Here is an 18,471-nt window from a genome sequence, read left to right as displayed (position 1 = left end):
ATGTGTTTCTCCGTATGGGTTGTCAGTGTTGATTGGACTGTCAGTGCGCGGGCGTGACCGGCGCCACGATGGAGCCTGGCACGACGAAGGCGCCGAATTCGCGCACCATGGCCTGCACGAACGGGTCGTTGTGCACCGTGTCTTCCGCCTGGCGCTGGCACGCTTCGCGGTGCGCCTGCTGTTCGGCGGCCGTGGTGTACCACACCGGGCCGAGTTCCGTTTCCACCCGCGCGGCGCGGTTGAAACGCTCGGCCAGCGCGGCCGTCAGCTTTTCCACGTTCGGCGGGGTGCGCCAGGTGTCGATCGGGCAGCGCAGGCGGAACACGGCCGCGTTGCCGTCGATCTTGCATTCGATGAGTTCGGCCTGGGTGGCCAGTTGCTGCGCCACGCCGCGCAGCGGCAGGTGCGCGGCCAGCAGCGGCCAGTTGCCATCCCATTCCAGTTCCGGAACCGGCGTGACCACGTAGGCATACGGCGCCTCGCTCGGCGCGCTCGGGCGTGCCGGCACGGCGGCCGGCGCGACGGCGGCCTGCGGTGCCGCGGGCGCCTCGGGCCGCGTCTGAGCCTGCGGCGCCCGCTGGGCCGGCGCGGCAACGGCGCTGTCATCGGAGAACTCGGTGACCCACGGCGGCAGGTCGTCATCCTCCGGCGGGGCCGGGCGCGCCTGCGGTTGCACGACGGGCGGCGCTTCGAGCACGGCCGCTTCACCCTGCGGCCGCGCATCTTCCCATGGCAAGGGCTTGGCCGGCGCGGCAGCCACTTCCGGCGCCGGCGGCTGTGCCGGCTCTTCGGGCGCGGACGTTCGCATCGGCGGACGCGCCCCGGTGCGTGCCAGCGTGGCCGCGCGGGCCGCTTCCAGCGCGGCGTTGATGGCGGCGCGGGCGGGGCTCACGGGGCCGGACGGGCGTGCCGGGGCCTGTGCCGCGGCTTGGGCAGGAGCGGCAGGCGCCGGCTGCACCGGTGCCGGTGCCGCTGCGCGGGGCGCCGCGGCGGCCACGGGCTGCGGCGCGGCGGCAGCGCTCGCGGCGCGCGGCGCGGCGGGTGCCGCCGCAGCCGCCGCTGCGCGGGCTGGCGAAGCGGCCGGCAACGGGCGGCCCAGTTGCGGATTGGCCGGTGCGCTGGCCGGACCGCCGGCGGGCGCCGCATCGGCACCGCCCACGCCGGGGCGGAAGGCCAGCATGCGCAGCAAGGTCATCGAGAAGCCCGCGTATTCGTCCGGCGCCAGACCGAGTTCATTGCGGCCGTGGACGGCGATCTGGTAATACAGCTGCACCTCTTCGGCGTCGAACACGGCGGCGAGGCGGATGATGTCGGCGTATTCCGGCAAGTCCTCCGGCACGGCTGCCGGCACCGTCTGTGCCAGTGCGATCCGGTGCAGCAGGGTGCCCAGGTCCTGCAGTGCACCGTTGTACGACAGGCTGCGGCTGGCCATTTCATCGGCCACCGCCATCAGGTCGGCGCCATCGCGGTTAGCCAGCGCATCGAGCAGGCGAACCAGGTAAGACTGATCCAGCGCGCCCAGCATGCCCTGCACCGCTTCCAGCGTGACGGCGCCGGCCGCGTAGGCGATCGCCTGGTCGGTCAGCGACAGCGCGTCGCGCATCGAGCCATGGGCGCCTTGCGCCAGCAGGCGCAGTGCCGGCTGCTCGAACGTCACGCCTTCCTGGCCCAGGATGTTTTCCAGGTGGCCCACGATGTGCCCCGGCGGCATCTGCTTCAGGTTGAACTGCAGGCAACGGGACAGCACGGTGACGGGGATCTTTTGCGGATCGGTCGTCGCCAGGATGAATTTCACGTGCTCGGGTGGCTCTTCCAGCGTCTTCAGCATGGCATTGAAGGCGTGGTTGGTGAGCATGTGCACCTCGTCGATCATATAGACCTTGAAGCGCGCATTGGTCGGCGCGTACACGGCCTGCTCGAGCAGCTGCGCCATCTCGTCCACGCCGCGGTTCGAGGCAGCGTCCATCTCTATATAGTCGACGAAGCGGCCGCCATCGATCGCCCGGCATGCCTCGCACGCGCCGCAGGGCGTGGCGGTGATGCCCCCGGTGCCGTCCGGCCCGGTGCAATTGAGCGACTTTGCCAGGATGCGCGACAGCGTAGTCTTGCCGACACCGCGCGTGCCGGTGAACAGGTAGGCGTGGTGCAGGCGGCCGGTGCCCAGCGCATGCGTCAGCGCACGCACGACGTGCTCCTGGCCGACGAGCGTTTCAAAGTTGCGGGGACGGTACTTGCGAGCGAGGACTTGATAGGACATGCCGGGATTTTACCGCAGTCGGTGACGTGTGAGGCCAACAATAGCCCGGCAGGCTGATGCTTAGGGGCAAGGCGGCCGAGGCCGAGCCCGCGTCACCTGACGGGACAGGTACCGGAGCCGGCACGGATGGGCGTACGGTCGTAAAGATAAGGGGACGTAAAAAAAGCTGCCTCGGCAGCTTTGGGCTTCGATATGAAAAAAGCTGCCGAGGCAGCTTTTTTCGAGATTAGGGAGGCGAGCCTGATCTGCGGCACTTGCGGTGAACAGCTTTGGCTGCTTCGTTCCCGACCTGACCAGGTTAGCCATGCCGCAATGCGCAGGGGCCCGCCAGACGTCATTATAACCGGTCCGGCGGACGATGTGTACTCACAAGCCCAGCTGTTGCCAGATATCGTCGACCTTGCGCTTCACTTCAGGCGTCATCTGGATCGTCGTGCCCCATTCGCGCGTCGTTTCGCCCGGCCACTTGTTCGTGGCATCGATGCCCATCTTGCTGCCCAGGCCACTGATCGGCGAGGCGAAATCGAGGTAGTCGATCGGCGTGTGGTCGACCAGCGTCGTGTCGCGGGTGGGGTCGACGCGGGTCGTGATGGCCCAGATCACCTCTTTCCAGTCGCGGATGTCGACGTCTTCGTCGACGACGACGATGAACTTCGTATACATGAACTGCCGCAGGAAGCTCCATACGCCGAACATCACGCGCTTGGCATGCCCCGCGTACTGCTTGCGGATCTGCACCACGGCCATGCGGTAGCTGCAGCCTTCCGGCGGCAGGTAGAAATCGGTGATCTCGGTGAACTGCTTTTGCAGCAGCGGCACGAAGACCTCGTTCAAAGCCAGGCCCAGCACGGCGGGTTCGTCCGGCGGCTTGCCCGTGTACGTGGAGTGGTAGATCGGATCGCGCCGCATCGTGATGCGGTCGATCGTGAACACCGGGAACCAGTCCTGCTCATTGTAATAACCGGTATGGTCGCCGTACGGGCCTTCCAGCGCATGCTCGTAGCCGGACGGGTGGTTTTCGTCCGGGTAGATATGCCCTTCCAGCACGATCTCGGCCGATGCGGGCACGCGCAATTCGCTGCCGATCGCCTTCACCAGTTCCGTGCGGCTGCCACGCAGCAGGCCGGCGAACTGGTATTCGGACAGCGTGTCGGGAACCGGCGTCACCGCCCCCAGGATCGTGGCCGGATCGGCGCCCAGCGCCACCGCCACCGGGTAGGGCTGGCCGGGATGGCGGATGCAATGTTCGCGGAAGTCCAGCGCGCCGCCCCGGTGCGCCAGCCAGCGCATGATGACCTTGTTACGGCCGAGCACCTGCTGGCGGTAGATGCCCAGGTTCTGGCGCTTCTTGTTCGGCCCCTTCGTGATGACGAGCCCCCAGGTAATAAGAGGGGCCACATCGCCTGGCCAGCAGTGCTGGATGGGCAACCTTCCCAGGTCGACGTCGTTGCCTTCCCAGACGATCTCCTGGCAGGGAGCGCTGCGCTGCTCCTTTGGCGCCATGTCCCATACTGCCTTCACCAGGGAGCCCATGTCCATGATGTCCTTGAAGCCTTTCGGCGGCTCCGGCTCCTTCAGGCGCGCCAGCACGTGGCCGATGCGGCGCAACTCGCCCAGGCTTTCCGCACCCATGCCCAGCGCCACGCGGCGCGGCGTGCCGAACAGGTTACCAAGAACGGGGATGTCGAAATTCGTAGGATTTTCAAACAGCAGAGCTGGCCCGCCGGCCCGCAAGGTGCGATCGCATACCTCCGTCATCTCCAAATGTGGCGAAACTGGCAAGGAAACGGGCTTAAGTTCGCCAATTTTTTGCAGCTGGGCAATAAAATCCCGCAGATCTGAATATTTCATACAATTTTTACGTTTTTTTCTCGTTCGACGGCCGGCGTCAAGTCATCCGGACAAGTGTTTGATTCTATTGGTTTTAACTCAACCCTGCAGTAGAAAACCATATCCAAAAGTTATAAAGAACGATTTCGTTAGTATTGACTTGATATAAAACGGCTTCTACAATTCGACCTACTTGAAGAGGACATGGCAAAAATGCCAACTACGTGTCGCTCATTCATTCACGGAGAGTCGGGGCTCCACAAAACATTTTAAGGAGTGTTGTTCCCGAGGCGTCTGCCTCAAGGTTGTGAGCCTTCCAGGCCAGCCAGCCTTCACCCCGAACAAAGTTGTATTGCGGACTGATCACCGAATGAATCAGCTCCGGCAAGCAATAAGGCGTTCCGGCTCGCGCGCTTCCCGGCGGCGACGGACGATAACACATCTGATGCACGGCAATTGCACAGCAACGGTGTCGCGCGCCCATGCGCGGCGAGGGGCATGCTTTTACGGACATTGCAGGGAGTTCTATGATCAATCGTTTCAATGGCCTGGCTGATGCCGGCCGCTCGCTGGTCTGCGGACCGGCCGCGCGCTTCGGCGCGCAGCGCATCACCTTGCGCAGCGTCTTCACGACCGCGCAACACGCGTTCACGATCTTCGGCGTGACCGCCCTCGTCATCCTCGGCGTGCTGTGGGCCCGTCCGGACCTGGCCCACGCGCTGACGAAATCGCTGGCTCCACAAGAGCCGGCCATGCCCGCCCCGGTGGCCACCGTGACCGCGCCGCCGCTGCATGAGCTGATGGAGGCTCCGGCCGTCACCGCCGCGGCCGACACGGCCAAGCTCACGCCGGCCGAGGAAAAGGCGCTGCTCGGCACCCGCAAGCAGCAGCAATGGGTGACGGACTGGCTGTCCAAGCGCTACCGCGTGGCGAACGACGCGGCCAATATGCTGGTATCGACCGCCTATGTCACGGCGCGCGAGATCAAGATCGACCCGCTGCTGATCCTCGCGGTGATGGCGATCGAATCCGGCCTGAACCCGTTCGCGGAAAGCCCGATGGGCGCCCAGGGCCTGATGCAGGTCATGTCCAAGGTCCACCACGACAAGTTCGAGGACATGGGCGGCGTGCAGGCGGCCCTGAACCCTGTCGCCAACATCCGTGTCGGCTCGCTGATCCTGAAGGATTACGTGCAGCGCGGCGGTTCCGTGGAAGCCGGCCTGAAATACTACGTGGGCGCCGCCGCCTTCGAGACGGACGACGGCTATGGCTCCCGCGTGCTCGCCGAATACAAGCGCCTGAAGCAGGTATCGGTCGGCAAGAAAGTGCCGACGTTCACCCGCCCTCCGGCCCCCGCCCCTGCTCCGGCCACCGTGACCGCCAGCACGGACGCGAAGCCGGCGGCCGAAGCCGAGACGGCCAAGCCGGAACCTGAGCAGATCGCCGGCCTGTAATCGTCCAGCGCGCAACGCAAAGCCACCCTCGGGTGGCTTTTTTATTGCTCAAAACCGGTGACGAAAACCGGGTGACAGGCACCCGGGTTCGAGAAATGTTTCAAGAACCGTGGTGCCTGTCACCGGGGTTGAGGAAATATTTCCAAGGATCGGGGTCTGACCCCGGTTTTGGGCAACAAAAAAGCCACCCGGAGGTGGCTTGAGCTGTGCGAGGGGGCGGGTCAGCGTTTCTTGTCCGCCGTCACTTCGTCGGCGCGCAATTTCGGGGCCAGCTTGTCCAGCACGCCGTTGACGTACTTGTGGCCGTCGATGCCGCCGAAGGACTTGGTCAGCTCGACCGCTTCGTTGATGACGACGCGGTACGGGATTTCCGGGTGGTTCTTCAGCTCGAAGGCGCCCAGCAGCAGCACGGCGTGCTCGATCGGCGACAGTTCGCCGATGCCGCGGTCGACCAGCGGGGCAAACGCTTCGCGCAGCTCGACCGATTGCTCGATCGTGCCGTACAGCAGCGCCGCGAAGAAGTCGCCGTCGGCCTTGTCGAAGCCGTGGGCGCCGCGGATATTGTTGACCACCGTCTTCGCCGGTTCATTGTTCAGCAGCCATTGATACAGGCCCTGCAGCGCGAACTCGCGTGCGCGGTGGCGCGGGGTGCGATTCTTGCTGGGGTTGGCGTGCACGGGTTTGTCGTTCATGTCGATTCCTTTGTATTACTGCGGCGCTTATTCTTCGTCGCCGGCGTCCTGTTGCAGCTCTTCGAGCGCGATTGCCAGGTTGGCCATCTCGACGGCCACGCGGGCCGCATCGGCGCCCTTGGCGGCCATGCGCACTTCGGCCTGTTCGTCGTTCTCGGTCGTCAGCACGGCGTTAGCGATGGGAATGCTGTAGTCCAGGCCGATGCGGGTGATGCCGGCGCCCGATTCGTTCGACACCAGCTCGAAGTGGTACGTCTCGCCGCGGATTACGGCACCGAGCGCCACCAGCGCGTCGAACTGGCCGGATTCGGCCATCTTCTGCAGCACCAGCGGAATTTCCAGCGCGCCCGGCACGGTCACGTGCAGCACATCCTCGTCCGCCACGCCCAGGTGCTTCAGCTCCGCCAGGCAAGCCGACAGCAGGCCGTGGCACACATCTTCATTGAAACGTGCCTGGACGATGCCGATGCGCAGGCCTTCGCCGTTCAGATTGGTTTCGTAGGTTCCTACGGTCATGATGGGCCTCTTCTATATAGTAGGTGGATTACGCTTCGGGTTTGGCCAGGTAGCCGGTCACTTCGAGGTCGAAGCCCGTCATCGACGGCATCTTGCGCGGGCTGGCGAGCAGTTTCATGCGGCGCACGCCGATGGCGCGCAGGATCTGCGCGCCGATGCCATAGGTGCGCAGGTCCATGCTGGCGGCGCGGCCCACTGGCTTGGAATCCTTGTCCAGCGCGGCCAGCTGGCCGAACAGCTGCTCGGCCGTCTCGCCGCAGTTGAGCAGCACCATCACGCCCTGCTTCGCCGCCTTGATCGCCTTCAGCGAGGCCGACACGTTCCAGGAGTGCGTGGTGGCTTCCGTTTCCAGCAGGTCCAGGATGGATACCGGCTGGTGCACGCGCACCAGCGATTCCTCCTCGGGCGTCACGTCGCCGTGCACCAGCGCCAGGTGGGCCGAGCCGCTCGGCGTGTCGCGGAAGGCGATCATGCGGAAGTCGCCGTGGGCCGTGCGCAATTCCCGCTCGGCCACCCGTTCGACCATGCATTCCTTGGCGCTGCGGTAATGGATCAGGTCGGCGATCGTGCCGATCTTCAGGCCATGTTCCTTGCCGAATTCCAGCAGGTCCGGCAGGCGCGCCATCGTGCCGTCGTCCTTGACGATCTCGCAGATCACCGAGGCCGGGGTCAGGCCGGCCATGGCGGTCAGGTCGCAGCCCGCTTCGGTGTGGCCGGCGCGCATCAGGACACCGCCCTTCACGGCGCGCAGCGGGAAGATGTGGCCCGGTTGCACCAGGTCGTCCGGTTTCGCGTCCTTGGCGACGGCCACCTGGATCGTGCGGGCGCGGTCGGCCGCGGAAATGCCGGTCGTGACGCCTTCGGCGGCTTCGATCGACACGGTGAAATTGGTCCCGAAGGACGTGCCGTTGCGGGTCGCCATCAGCGGCAGTTCCAGCCGGTCGACGATTTCCTCGGAGAGCGTCAGGCACACGAGCCCGCGCGCGTATCGGATCATGAAGTTGATGGCTTCCGGCGTGACGAAATCGGCGGCCAGCACCAGGTCGCCCTCGTTCTCGCGGTCCTCTTCGTCGACCAGGATCACCATGCGCCCGGCGCGCAGTTCGGCGACGATTTCTTCGGTGCTGGAGATAGTCATGTAATAAATCCTTGGCGTGTTTCGCAACCCGCTATTTTAAAGGATTTGGCGCGCTTTCACCCGACAATCCGCCGCCGGCCGCATTCCCGCACATTTCCTGCGGTACAAGCTGCCATGCTTGCCTGAAAACCAACAAGCCCGTAGGCAACCTCAACCGGACTGGGTATGATCGGCTATCAGAACAACAGGCGTGCGCCCGCGGCAAGGTCGGCGGAGTAGCATGAATTCCCAGGACCATCGAAAGGTACCATGGCCACCATTCTGATTGTCGATGACCGCCCCACAAACCGGGATTACCTGCTGACACTGCTCGGTTTCACGTCGCACAGCGTGCTCGAAGCCGCCGACGGCGCGCAGGCCCTCGACCTGTGCCATCGCCATCGGCCGGACCTGGTGATCACCGACATCCTGATGCCGACGATGGACGGCTACGAGTTCGTGCAGCACTTGCGCGCCATTCCCGAGCTGGCACACACGCCGGTGATCTTCTTCTCCGCCACCTACTCCATGCCGGAGCTGCGTGCCATGGCCGCGGCTTGCGACGTGCGCAGCGTATTGCCCAAGCCCGCCGAACCGCAGGCGATCCTGGACGCCGTCAACCTGGAACTGGGCCTCGACGTACCAAGCGCCGAATTGCCCGGCGACGCCACCGCGCCACCCGGCATCGCCGTGTTCGCGCCGGAGGCCTTCTTCGGCACGCCGGCGCTGGCCCAGGACACGCCCGGCAGCGCCATCGAACGCATGGCGGCCCTGCACGAGCTGTCGTTGCGCCTGAACGGCGAGCGCGACGCGGGTGCGATGGCGCGCCGCTTCTGCCTTGCCGCCAGCGCGATCCTGCGGGCCGATATCGTCGTGCTCTGCCTGCTCGACGCGCACGAAAGCGCCGTGCAGCATGTGGAAGCGGTAGGCATCGACCCGGCCCTGGTGCAACCGGCTCTGGTGGAAAGGAAAACCTTCCCGGCCGCGATGATGGACCGCCACCACGTGCTGCGGCACTGCCGCACGGACGGTGACCTTCCCGTGCTGCCCGGCGGCCACCCGGAAGTGGAAAGCCTCCTCGGTCTGGCCGTGCGCGACCAGTTCCACCTGTATGGCTGGCTGTACGCCGCCAGGCGCCGCGGCGCGTCCTGCTTCGACGATACGGACGAACAGTTCATCCGCATGCTGGCGGCGCAGCTGGCCGTCGCCTACGAAAACATGAACCTGTATGAAGTGGTGCAGCGCCACGCGGCGCAGCTGCAGATGGAAGCCTCGGCACGCCGCAGCGCGGACGCGGCGCTGCGCGCCAGCGAGGCGCGCTACCGGGCGATGACGCAATCGGCGCCGGACGCGATCATCGGTTCCGACCAGGATGGCAGCATCCTGCATTTCAACCGCGCCGCCGAGACCATGTTCGGCTACAAGGAACAGGACATGCTGGGCCAGCCGATCACGCAGCTGATCGCCGACCGTTCGCTGCCGGAGCACCGCGAGCGAGTGCAGCGCTATCGCAGGAGCGGCGAACGCTCGTACAGCGCGCGCATCGTCGAACTCACGTTGAAGCGCAAGAGCGGCGAGGAGTTCACCGGCGAGCTGGCGCTGTCGGTGGTGCACGTGAACGGCGAGGCAATCTTCACGAGCATCCTGCGCGACATCACGGCGCGCCGCGCGCTCGAGGAACGCCTGCGCCTGTCGGCCCAGGTGTTCGACAGCACGCAGGACAGCATCACGATGACCGATGCCGGCGCCAACATCATCGCGGTCAACCCGGCATTCGAACAGACCACCGGCTATGCCGAGCGCGAGGTGATGGGCCAGAATCCCCGTCTGCTGCGCTCGGGCCGGCACGACAGCGCGTTCTACCGGGCCATGTGGCACAGCCTGGAAACCCAGGGCCAGTGGTCGGGCGAGATCTGGAACCGCCGCAAGAACGGCCAGGTGTACCCGGAGCGCCTGCGCATCAATGCGGTGCGCGACCAGCGCGAACAGGTGGTCGCCTATGTTTCCGTGTCGAGCGACATCAGTGCCCTGAAGGAGGCGCACACGCAGCTCGACTTCGTCACCAATCACGATCCGCTGACGCTGCTGCCCAACCGGAACCTGCTGAACGACCGCCTGGAACTGGCCTTGACGGCGGCCGGGCCCAATGGCGGCGGCGTAGCGCTGCTGCTGTTCGACATCGACCGCCTGCAACGCATCAACGACGCACTCGGCCACGCCACGGGCGATGCGCTGCTGCAGGAAATCGCCCGCCGCGTCGCGCCCATCGTGCCGCCGGGCGACACGCTGGCGCACCTGGGCGCCGACGAATTCGCGCTGGTGCTGACGCGCTTCCAGAACGTGGACGACATCATCGTCATCGTCCGCAACCTGATGGATCAGGTGGCGCAACCCGTGCGCCTGGCGGGCCAGGACGTGTATGTGACCGCCTCGGTCGGCATCAGCATGTATCCGCGCGACGGGGCCACGCCGGGCGCCCTGCTGACCGGCGCGGACGTGGCGCTGTCGCATGTGAAGGACAACGGCCGCAACAACTTCCACTTCTACACCGGCGAAATGAATGCGCACGCGCTGCGCTGGATGTCGCTGGAAGTGCACCTGCGCCACGCCATCGAACGCAACGAGCTGCGCCTGCACTACCAGCCGCAGGTTTCGCTGCCGGACGGCCGCGTGTCGGGCGTGGAGGCGCTGCTGCGCTGGCAGAGCGGTGAACTGGGCAACGTGCCGCCGGGCGACTTTATTCCGCTGGCCGAGGACAGTGGCCTGATCCTGGAGATCGGCAACTGGGTCATCGAGGAAGCATGCCGGCAGAACCGGGCCTGGCAGCTGGCCGGGCTGCCGCCGCTGACGGTGGCCGTCAACGTCTCGGCGCGCCAGTTCGCGGCCGGCACCGTGCCCGCCGTGGTGCGCAGGGCGCTGCAGGCTTCCGGCCTCGCGCCGCGCTGGCTCGAGGTGGAACTGACCGAGACGGTGATGATGAACGACAGCGAGCACACGCAGATGCAATTGAACGAACTGGCGTCCCTCGGCGTTTCCGTGTCGCTGGACGACTTCGGCACCGGCTACTCCTCGCTCGGCTACCTGTCGCGCTTCCGGCTCGACAAGCTGAAGATCGACCAGACCTTCGTGAAGAACATCACCAGCGAGCCGCGCAGCGCCGCCATCGCGCGGGCGACGACGGCGCTGGCCCACGGCCTGAACCTGGTGGTGGTGGCCGAGGGGGTCGAGACCGAGGGCCAGCTCGCCTTCCTGCGCGACATGGGGTGCGACAAGATCCAGGGCTACCTGTTCAGCCGCCCGCTGCCGGCCGAGGGCCTGGAGGCGCTGCTGCGCGAACGGCGCAGCCTGGCGCCGCTGGCCCCCGTGCCGCCGGCGCGCCGCACGCTGCTGCTGGTGGACGACGAGCCGGGCGTGCTGGGCGCGCTGGCGCGCGTCTTCCGGCGCGAGGGCTGGCAGGTTCTGCTGGCCGGCAGCGGCGCGCAAGCGCTGGAAATGCTGGCCGTGAACGACGTGCAGGTCATCATCTCCGACCAGCGCATGCCGCACATGAGCGGCAGCGAACTGCTGGCGCGCACCCGCGAACTGTACCCGCGCACGGTGCGCATGATCATGTCCGGCTATGCCGACCATGCCTCGATCATGGATGCCGTCAACCGCGGCGCCATCTATAAATTCCTCAGCAAGCCGTGGGACGACGACGAGCTGCGCGAAGCGGTGCGCGAAGCATTCGACCTGGTACAGCCGCGGCGCCAGCCGCAGCCGCCCGGCGCCGACCGTGCGCTCTACCGATAACCCGCCCGCACGCTGCGATCACAATTTCGCCGATCCGCGCCCGGCATGCCCACAGGCGCGGTGCTTTCAGGTACATTCCGAGTCATCCCAGGTGCAAGACCTGGGGTGAATGCATGCGCTTCGGCTCGCGTGGAGCCTGCGTACTGTGAACTCATGCAATAAGCGCCGGATTTTCAACCTATCAAATCGACATGACCCCGCAAAACCTGTGGCCGCTGGGAGCCGAACTGGGCGAAGGCCCGGTCTGGATTCCCGAACAGAACCGCCTGTATTTCGTCAACCTCGTCGGCAACACGCTGCACGCGCTCGATGCGAACGCCAATGCCGACGGCACGCGCCATGCCTGGCCGCTGCCCGACTATGTGTGCTGGCTGATCCCCCGCAAGGACGGCGACGGCTACATGGCGGGCCTGCGCGACGGCATCGTGCGCCTCTGGCTCGATCCACAGCCACGGTTCGAATACCTGCACAAGCTCCCCGGGGCGGACACGGGCATACGCCTGAACGATGCCAAGGCCGACACGGCCGGCCGTATCTGGGCTGGCTCCATGAATGCGCGCGACGTGAGCCGGGCGGACGGCAAGCTGTTCCGGCTCGACCCCGACGGCAGCCTGCACGTGGCGCTGCCCGAATACCACATCTGCAACGGCCCGACATTCAGCCTGGACGGGCGCACGATGTACCACAACGACAGCTTCCTCAACCGCACCTACGCATATGAGGTAAGGGCCGACGGCAGCCTGGGCGCGCCGCGGCTGTGGCGCCAGTTCGGCGAAGGCGAAGGCTCGCCGGACGGCATGACCGTCGACAGCGAGGATTGCGTGTGGATCGCCCAATGGGGCGGTGCCCGCGTGTGCCGCTACAGCCCGGCGGGCGACCTGCTGGCCACCATCCCGATGCCCGTCACGCAACCTTCGTCGGTGGCGTTCGGCGGGCCGGACCTGAAGACGCTCTACATCACGAGCGCCTGGCAGGGCTTCGGCGCCGCCCAGCGCGCAGCCGATCCGCAAGCGGGAGCCTTGTTCTCGGTGCAGACCGACGTCGCCGGCGTGCCGGTGGCGCGTTTCGGCTAACCGAAGGGATTCAGTTTGCGCAAGCCGGGGATGCGTGCGAACGCATCCCCCTTGTCGCGCGTGACGACCGTCAGGTCGTTCACCAGCGCCATCGCGGCGATCTGCTTGTCGATCGTGTGCGGGTCCTTCTTTTCATGGGAAAGCATCGTGCCCCACACGCGCGCCGCTTCCACGTCGAATTCCAGCACGTGGTCCTTGAACTCGGCCACCAGGCCGTCGAGCCAGAGCTGGTAGGTATCCGCCCGCTGGCCCGCCGCCCCGTCGTCGAGCCGGCGCAACCTGAAGATGCCTGCCTGGATCTCCCCGATCACCTGTGCCGGCAGGAACAGCACGCCGTTCCTGGTGCTCTCGAAGAACCGGCACACGCCGCGATCGGCTCGATTGCCCTTGCGGTATTCGGAGATGACGTTCGTGTCGAGTAGATACATGCTCAGCGCACGTCGAACAGGTCGTCGTCACCGAAGTACGGCATTTCCGCCAGCACTTCCTTGAATGAGCGCCGGTTGGGCCGTACCACCAGATGGGCACGCAGGATTTCGCGGTGTTCCGCCTCGGTACTGCGACCATTGGCCGCGGCGGATCGTTTCAGGGCATCGACGACTTCTTCTTCCAGGTCGCGAACCAGCAATTGACGCATGGCAGCCTCCGCGGTTGATATCAGTGATATCAGCGTATACGACTCCAGGAAAATTGCAACCCTCTCCCGCAAGCCAGACGCCGTTGCCAGGGCAGTTGCCATAAGATACACGGGTTTCACCGACCAAACCTGTTGAGGAGATCAAGATGAAGACTTACGGTTCGGCTGTCTGGTCCGGCGGCATCAAGGATGGCAAGGGCGCCATCAGCAGCCACAGCGGCGCCCTGAAAGAATACCCCTATGGCTTCGCCAGCCGCTTCGAAGGCAAGCCCGGCACCAATCCGGAGGAGCTGATCGGCGCCGCCCATGCAGGCTGCTTCACGATGGCACTGTCGCTGATCCTGGGCGAAGCGGGCCTGACGGCCGAGCGCATGGAAACGAAGGCCGACGTCACGCTGGAGAAACAGGATGATGGCTTCGCGATCACCGCCGTGCACCTGACCTTGCAGGCGAAAATCCCCGGTGCCGACGACGCGAAATTCCAGGAACTGGCCGCCAAGGCGAAGGCCGGCTGCCCCGTGTCGAAACTGCTGAAGGCCGACATCACGCTGGACGCCACGCTGCTGTAAGGCTCAATGTGGCGCGGGCGGAACCGGGTCCCCCGTGGTCCGCTCGACCCGCTCGGCCCGCTCGACGCCGATGTGGAAGCCGGCCGCCGTTTCCGGCATGCCGGCGGCGCCCAGCGCGAAGTGGGCCAGTTGCAGGCCCGATTCCACCGTCTCGGAAATCACCCCGCTCGCGCCGGCGTCCTTCAGCAGGCGGGCGTGCTTCTCGTCGCGCGCCCGCGCGAAGATCGGAATCGACGGATACTGCCGCCGCAGCGCGTGGGTGGCCTGCAGGGCCGCCTTGGGATCGTCCATCGTCAGCACCACGCCGGCGGAACGGCCCACGCCGAGGCGTTCCATCATGTCCGGCATCGATGCGTCGCCGGAATACACGTTGCACCTGCCATCCCTGCCGGCCGCGGCCAGTTGGTGATCGCGGTCCACGGCCACGTAGGCGATGCCCTGCAGCGCCAGCACGTCCGCCACCAGCCGCCCCACCCTGCCGTAGCCGCCGATGATGATATGGCCGGCACGGTACGCATGTTCCGACGGTTGCGCCTCCGGTGTGCTGGCGCCGCCGCGCGCGGCGATGCGCCCGCCCAGCGCGGCGGCGGCCGGCGTGGCCAGCATGCTGGCCGTGACCAGCACCAGCATGAACTGGCCCGTCGATCCCTCGACCAGCCCGGAGCCGACCCCGTAGCCCAGGATGATGAAAGCGAACTCGCCGCCCTGCCCCATCAGCAGGCCCGCGTGCACGGCCCGCCGCCATCCCAGCCGGTGGAGCACGGCGGCGACCACCCCGCCCTTCACGACTAACAGGCCCAGCACGGACAAGGGCAGCAGCACCGGATACTGCGCCACGATGCGCAGGTCGAGCTCCATGCCGACGGCCATGAAGAACATGCCCATCAACAGGCCCCGGAATGGCTCGACGATGATTTCGACTTCATACTGAAATTCGGTGTCCGCCAGCAGCAGCCCCGCCAGCAGGGCCCCCAGCGCCATCGAAAGACCCGCCGCGGCGGTGGCGGCCGCCACGCCCAGCGTGAGCAGCAGGATCAGCGCCACGAACACCTCGGGCTGGCGCTGCACGGCGAAGGCCGCGAACAGCGGGCGCGCCAGGCGCCGGCCCGCCACATAGACCAGGGCGATGGTGGCCGCGGCCTTCGCCACCGCGAGCAGCAGGGTCCACCACAGCGCGCCGCCGCTGCCGGCCAGGCTTTCGACGAGGATCAGCACCGGCACCACGGCCAGGTCCTGCAGCATCAGGATGCCGAAGCAGGCCTGGCCCAGCGGCGAAGCCAGCGCGCCCGCGCGACTAAGCAGTTGCATGACGACGGCGGTGGACGACATTGCCAGCGTCAGGCCGAGCGTCAGCGCGGCCGATGGCGTGTTGCCGAACCACATGGCGATCGCGCCGATCACGGCCGCCGAGAGCGCCACCTGCGCCGTGCCGCTGCCGAACACGTCGCGCCGCAGCGCCCAGATCTTGGCGGGCGACAGTTCCAGGCCGATCATGAACATCAGGAACAGGATGCCCAGTTCGCCGAACATCTTGACGCCTTCCACGTCGTGGAACGTGATGTCGGCCAGCCACGCGGCATCGCCCGCCCACGTGCCCAGGCCATGGGGGCCGAAGCACAGGCCGACCAGCAGGAAGCCCGGCATCTGGTTGATGCGCAGCCGCTGCAGCAAGGGTACGGCCAGCCCGGCGAGCAGCAGGAACAGGAGGGTTTCGCGAAGGTCGGAGACGGTCATGGGCCAAAGTGTATGCCAACGCGGCCTCACGGCGGCATACAATCGGGCCTTTGCCCCGACGGGCCATCATCAGAAAGGGAGCTCCATGTCTCGCACCGGCCGTCTCGCCGCCCTCACCGCCCTGCTTCTCGCCGCGAATCTTTTCACGAATATCGCCACGGGTGCCGCCAACCCGGCACCCGCATGGGTCGCCACCAGCGACGCCTACACCCGACCCGTGCTCCAGGACACCGGCCGCTATCTGCCCGAAGAAGCCTCGTCGGTCGGCAGCGAGGAATTCGATACCGCGGTCGCCGACTTCAAGCCGCGCGACTACGAGCGCGAGCTGGCCGACACGGAGAAGCGCCTCGCTTCGCTGCGCCAGCAGCGCGCCGCCGAGCGCGATCCGAAGGTGCGCCAGGACCTCGATATCCTGATCGACTCGCGCGAAAAGAAGATCGCCACCATGAAGCTGCAACGACAGTACCTGCTCAACTACGTGAACGTGGCGGAGCTGGTGTACGGTGGGCTGCAGGTCCTGCTCGACCCGCGCAACAAGCCCGAGCGCCAGAAGGCCGCGCTGGTGCGCCTGAAGCGCTATGTCGGCGCCGAGGGAGGCTACACGCCGCTGGCCACCCTGGCGCGCCAGCGCGGCGAGGAAAGGCTGGCGCAAAAGGGCTTGATCGGCCCCTATGTGGGCGAGGTCCAGGATGGCTTGAACAACAACCCCACTTACCTCGACGGCATCGCCGAGCTGTTCACGAAGGCCGGGCTGACCGGCTGGGAAGCCGATTTCGCGACCTTGAAGAACCAGGTGAAGGCCTACGACGACTGGACCCGCGCCAGCATCCTGCCGCGCGCCCGCAAGGAGGTGCGACTGCCGCCCGCGCTGTACGTGAACCGCCTGGTGAACGTGGGCGTGGACATCACGCCGGAACAGATGATCGAGCGCGCCAGCTTCGACTTCCAGGAAGTGCGCGACCAGATGCAGGTGGTCGCCAACACGATCGCGGCCCGGCGCAAGCTGCCGTCGAGCGATTACCGCGACGTGATCCGCGAGCTGAAGAAGACTTCGATTCCCGCCGACCAGCTGCTGCCGTACTACCGCGACCGGGTGAAGGAGATCGAGGACGTGATCCGGCGCCATGACATCGTCACGCTGCCCACGCGCGCGCCCAACATCCGCACGGCTACCAATGCCGAGGCGGCCGCCACGCCGGCGCCCTTCATGAGCCCGCCCCGCCTGATCGGCAATACCGGCGAGTACGGCGAGTTCGTGATCCCGCTGTCGAACCCGAAATCGAAGGGCAAGATGGACGATTTCGACTACGAGGCCATGGCGTGGACCCTGGCCGCGCACGAAGCCCGCCCCGGCCACGAACTGCAGTTCGCCTCGATGGTGGAACAGGGCATGTCGATCGCGCGCGCCAACTTCGCCTTCAACAGCACCAATGTGGAAGGCTGGGGCCTGTACTCGGAAGCGCTGATCCTGCCCCATATGCCGCCGGAGGCCCAGCTGGTGTCGCTGCAGATGCGCCAGCTGCGCATGGCGCGCGCGATGCTCGACCCGTCGATCAACCTGGGCCGCATGACGCCGGAACAGGCCAAGGCATTCCTGATGAAGGAGGTGGGCCTGTCGGAGCCGTTCGCCCAATCGGAAGTGGACCGCTATTCCTACCGCTCGCCGGGCCAGGCCACCTCGTATTACTACGGCTACGTGAAGCTGCGCGCGCTGCGCACGCTGGCCGAGATCGAGCTGGGCGACAAGTTCCGGCAGAAGGAATTCAACGACTTCATCATCGCCCAGGGCATCTTGCCGCCCGACCTGCTGAAGGCGGCCGTGGAGCAGGATTTCATTGCGCCGCGGAAGGCGCGCTGACCGGCGAAGCGATCGGCTTGGGTGCCGGAGCGCGGCCGCCGTGGCGGATGCCCGCGGCATCGAGTTCGGCCAGCATGGCCGGCGCATAGGCGGCGACGAGGGCGGCGGTCGGGTACTGGTACAGGCCGCCGTGCTCCGGCGCCAGCGGCGCAGCCTTGGCCAGTACGGCCTCGGCGGCCGTCCACAGCCGCTGCACGTGCGCCATCATCTTCTTGCGTGCCACCAGCCGCGTCCACGCCGGCGGATCGCTGGCACGCAGCGCCTTCAGGTAGGCGACAGTGTAGAGCATGAAGTCGGCCATGCCGCCGATATTGCCGTTGATCGAGTTGGCCCGCTTCGCCATCTCCCGGTACACCGGCGTATCGGCCAGCGCCACTTCGAATTCGGCGCCGGCCACATGGGCATTCAATTCGTCGATCAGCGGGAAGAAGTCGCCGCGGTTGACGTTGCGGTTGCCGAAGTAGACGCCATAGCGGCCGTTCGCCTGGGCCTTGATGTTCTCGGGGATTTCGCGCGCCGCCAGCACGAAGCCGGGCGCCTGGCCCCACTCGTAGTCGGTCACGTGGATCTCGCCGCGGAAGTGGAACACCGCGCGGTTGCCGTGGCATGCCGACAGCGCGAAGTCGAGCATGTGGTTCGCTTCGTGGAAGGCCGTGAGCAGCGCCTGCAAATCCATCGACGCGGCCTTGCGGATCCACCACATCACCTGCGGCTGCGCGGCATTGAACAGCGGCCGCACCGAGGCGTATTCGGGGGCGGACAGCAGGGCCGTCATCGCCGCCGTGTCATTGCCCGAAGCGGAAGCCGGGTCATTCTTGCAGATTTCCTTGCCCGGCATCCGCTGAGGGCCGGCCGGCTCGAAGACGACCGGCATATTGCCGGTCGCACCGGCGCTGGCGCAGCATGCAGCGAGCAACAGCCCGGCCAGCGCCTTCATGGCGG

General features: G+C 66.4%; 14 protein-coding genes and 1 other RNA gene. 5 read left to right on the top strand and 10 right to left on the bottom strand.

Annotation, left to right across the window (positions count from 1 at the left end; translation table 11 throughout):
• Positions 1–40 precede the first annotated feature (40 nt).
• The 3 genes from V6Z91_RS16315 to ubiD all read right to left on the bottom strand — a co-directional run bounded on the left by V6Z91_RS16315 (position 41) and on the right by ubiD (position 4,108).
• A complete protein-coding gene (locus V6Z91_RS16315) occupies positions 41–2,257 on the bottom strand; it encodes a DNA polymerase III subunit gamma/tau (protein ID WP_338758659.1) in 2,217 nt (738 codons plus the stop codon).
• A 230-nt stretch (positions 2,258–2,487) separates the two neighbouring features.
• Positions 2,488–2,586: signal recognition particle sRNA small type (gene ffs, locus V6Z91_RS16310), an RNA gene on the bottom strand.
• Positions 2,587–2,623: 37 nt separating this feature from the next.
• Entirely contained in the window at positions 2,624–4,108 is a 1,485-nt protein-coding gene (gene ubiD / locus V6Z91_RS16305; RefSeq protein ID WP_338758657.1) for a 4-hydroxy-3-polyprenylbenzoate decarboxylase, read from the bottom strand.
• Positions 4,109–4,614: 506 nt separating this feature from the next.
• Here ubiD and V6Z91_RS16300 point away from each other — a divergent pair.
• On the top strand, positions 4,615–5,541 hold the full coding sequence (locus tag V6Z91_RS16300; RefSeq protein WP_338758655.1) for a lytic transglycosylase domain-containing protein: 927 nt from the start codon (positions 4,615–4,617) through the stop codon (positions 5,539–5,541).
• A 221-nt stretch (positions 5,542–5,762) separates the two neighbouring features.
• Here V6Z91_RS16300 and nusB read toward each other — a convergent pair whose 3' ends face one another.
• From nusB to ribBA, 3 genes are read right to left on the bottom strand one after another with little or no spacing between them, the layout of a single operon-like run.
• Positions 5,763–6,233, bottom strand: coding sequence for a transcription antitermination factor NusB (gene nusB / locus V6Z91_RS16295; RefSeq protein WP_338758654.1), 471 nt, complete (start codon positions 6,231–6,233; stop codon positions 5,763–5,765).
• 27 nt (positions 6,234–6,260) lie between these two features.
• On the bottom strand, positions 6,261–6,749 hold the full coding sequence (ribH, locus tag V6Z91_RS16290) for a 6,7-dimethyl-8-ribityllumazine synthase (RefSeq protein ID WP_338758652.1): 489 nt from the start codon (positions 6,747–6,749) through the stop codon (positions 6,261–6,263).
• Between the two features lie 28 nt (positions 6,750–6,777).
• Positions 6,778–7,887 carry a bifunctional 3,4-dihydroxy-2-butanone-4-phosphate synthase/GTP cyclohydrolase II gene (gene ribBA, locus V6Z91_RS16285; RefSeq protein ID WP_338758651.1) on the bottom strand — a complete coding sequence of 370 codons (1,110 nt, stop codon included), beginning with the start codon at positions 7,885–7,887 and terminating at the stop codon, positions 6,778–6,780.
• Between the two features lie 249 nt (positions 7,888–8,136).
• Here ribBA and V6Z91_RS16280 point away from each other — a divergent pair, with 249 nt between their 5' ends.
• Together V6Z91_RS16280 and V6Z91_RS16275 are read left to right on the top strand one after the other, a co-directional pair.
• A complete protein-coding gene (locus tag V6Z91_RS16280; protein ID WP_338758650.1) occupies positions 8,137–11,658 on the top strand; it encodes an EAL domain-containing protein in 3,522 nt (1,173 codons plus the stop codon).
• Positions 11,659–11,849: 191 nt separating this feature from the next.
• Entirely contained in the window at positions 11,850–12,731 is an 882-nt protein-coding gene (locus tag V6Z91_RS16275; RefSeq protein ID WP_338758649.1) for an SMP-30/gluconolactonase/LRE family protein, read from the top strand.
• On the opposite strand, the gene V6Z91_RS16270 is transcribed toward V6Z91_RS16275, so the two are convergent.
• Together V6Z91_RS16270 and V6Z91_RS16265 are read right to left on the bottom strand one after the other, a co-directional pair.
• The gene (locus tag V6Z91_RS16270) at positions 12,728–13,159 is read right to left on the bottom strand and encodes a type II toxin-antitoxin system VapC family toxin (RefSeq protein ID WP_338758648.1); all 432 of its coding nucleotides are present in this window, start codon (positions 13,157–13,159) and stop codon (positions 12,728–12,730) included. The genes V6Z91_RS16275 and V6Z91_RS16270 overlap by 4 nt on opposite strands.
• A gap of 2 nt (positions 13,160–13,161) precedes the next feature.
• The gene (locus V6Z91_RS16265; protein ID WP_338758647.1) at positions 13,162–13,368 is read right to left on the bottom strand and encodes a DNA-binding protein; all 207 of its coding nucleotides are present in this window, start codon (positions 13,366–13,368) and stop codon (positions 13,162–13,164) included.
• Between the two features lie 146 nt (positions 13,369–13,514).
• On the opposite strand from V6Z91_RS16265, the gene V6Z91_RS16260 reads away from it, so the two are divergent.
• Positions 13,515–13,937: an OsmC family protein gene (locus V6Z91_RS16260; protein ID WP_338758646.1), complete on the top strand. Its 423-nt coding sequence runs from the start codon at positions 13,515–13,517 to the stop codon at positions 13,935–13,937.
• A gap of 3 nt (positions 13,938–13,940) precedes the next feature.
• Here the strand turns inward: V6Z91_RS16260 and V6Z91_RS16255 are convergent, their stop codons facing one another.
• Positions 13,941–15,671, bottom strand: a complete 1,731-nt coding sequence (locus V6Z91_RS16255; protein ID WP_338758645.1) for a cation:proton antiporter — start codon at positions 15,669–15,671, stop codon at positions 13,941–13,943.
• 85 nt (positions 15,672–15,756) lie between these two features.
• Here V6Z91_RS16255 and V6Z91_RS16250 point away from each other — a divergent pair, with 85 nt between their 5' ends.
• Positions 15,757–17,529 (top strand): DUF885 domain-containing protein, encoded by a 1,773-nt coding sequence (locus V6Z91_RS16250; protein ID WP_338758644.1) that lies wholly within the window; start codon positions 15,757–15,759, stop codon positions 17,527–17,529.
• Here the strand turns inward: V6Z91_RS16250 and V6Z91_RS16245 are convergent.
• Entirely contained in the window at positions 17,504–18,466 is a 963-nt protein-coding gene (locus tag V6Z91_RS16245; protein ID WP_338758642.1) for a hypothetical protein, read from the bottom strand. The two genes, V6Z91_RS16250 and V6Z91_RS16245, sit on opposite strands and share 26 nt — an antisense overlap.
• Positions 18,467–18,471 lie beyond the last annotated feature (5 nt).

This window comes from Massilia sp. METH4 (genome assembly GCF_037094685.1).
Lineage (GTDB): Bacteria > Pseudomonadota > Gammaproteobacteria > Burkholderiales > Burkholderiaceae_D > Rugamonas.
This window is presented reverse-complemented; position numbering and strand designations above follow the sequence as displayed.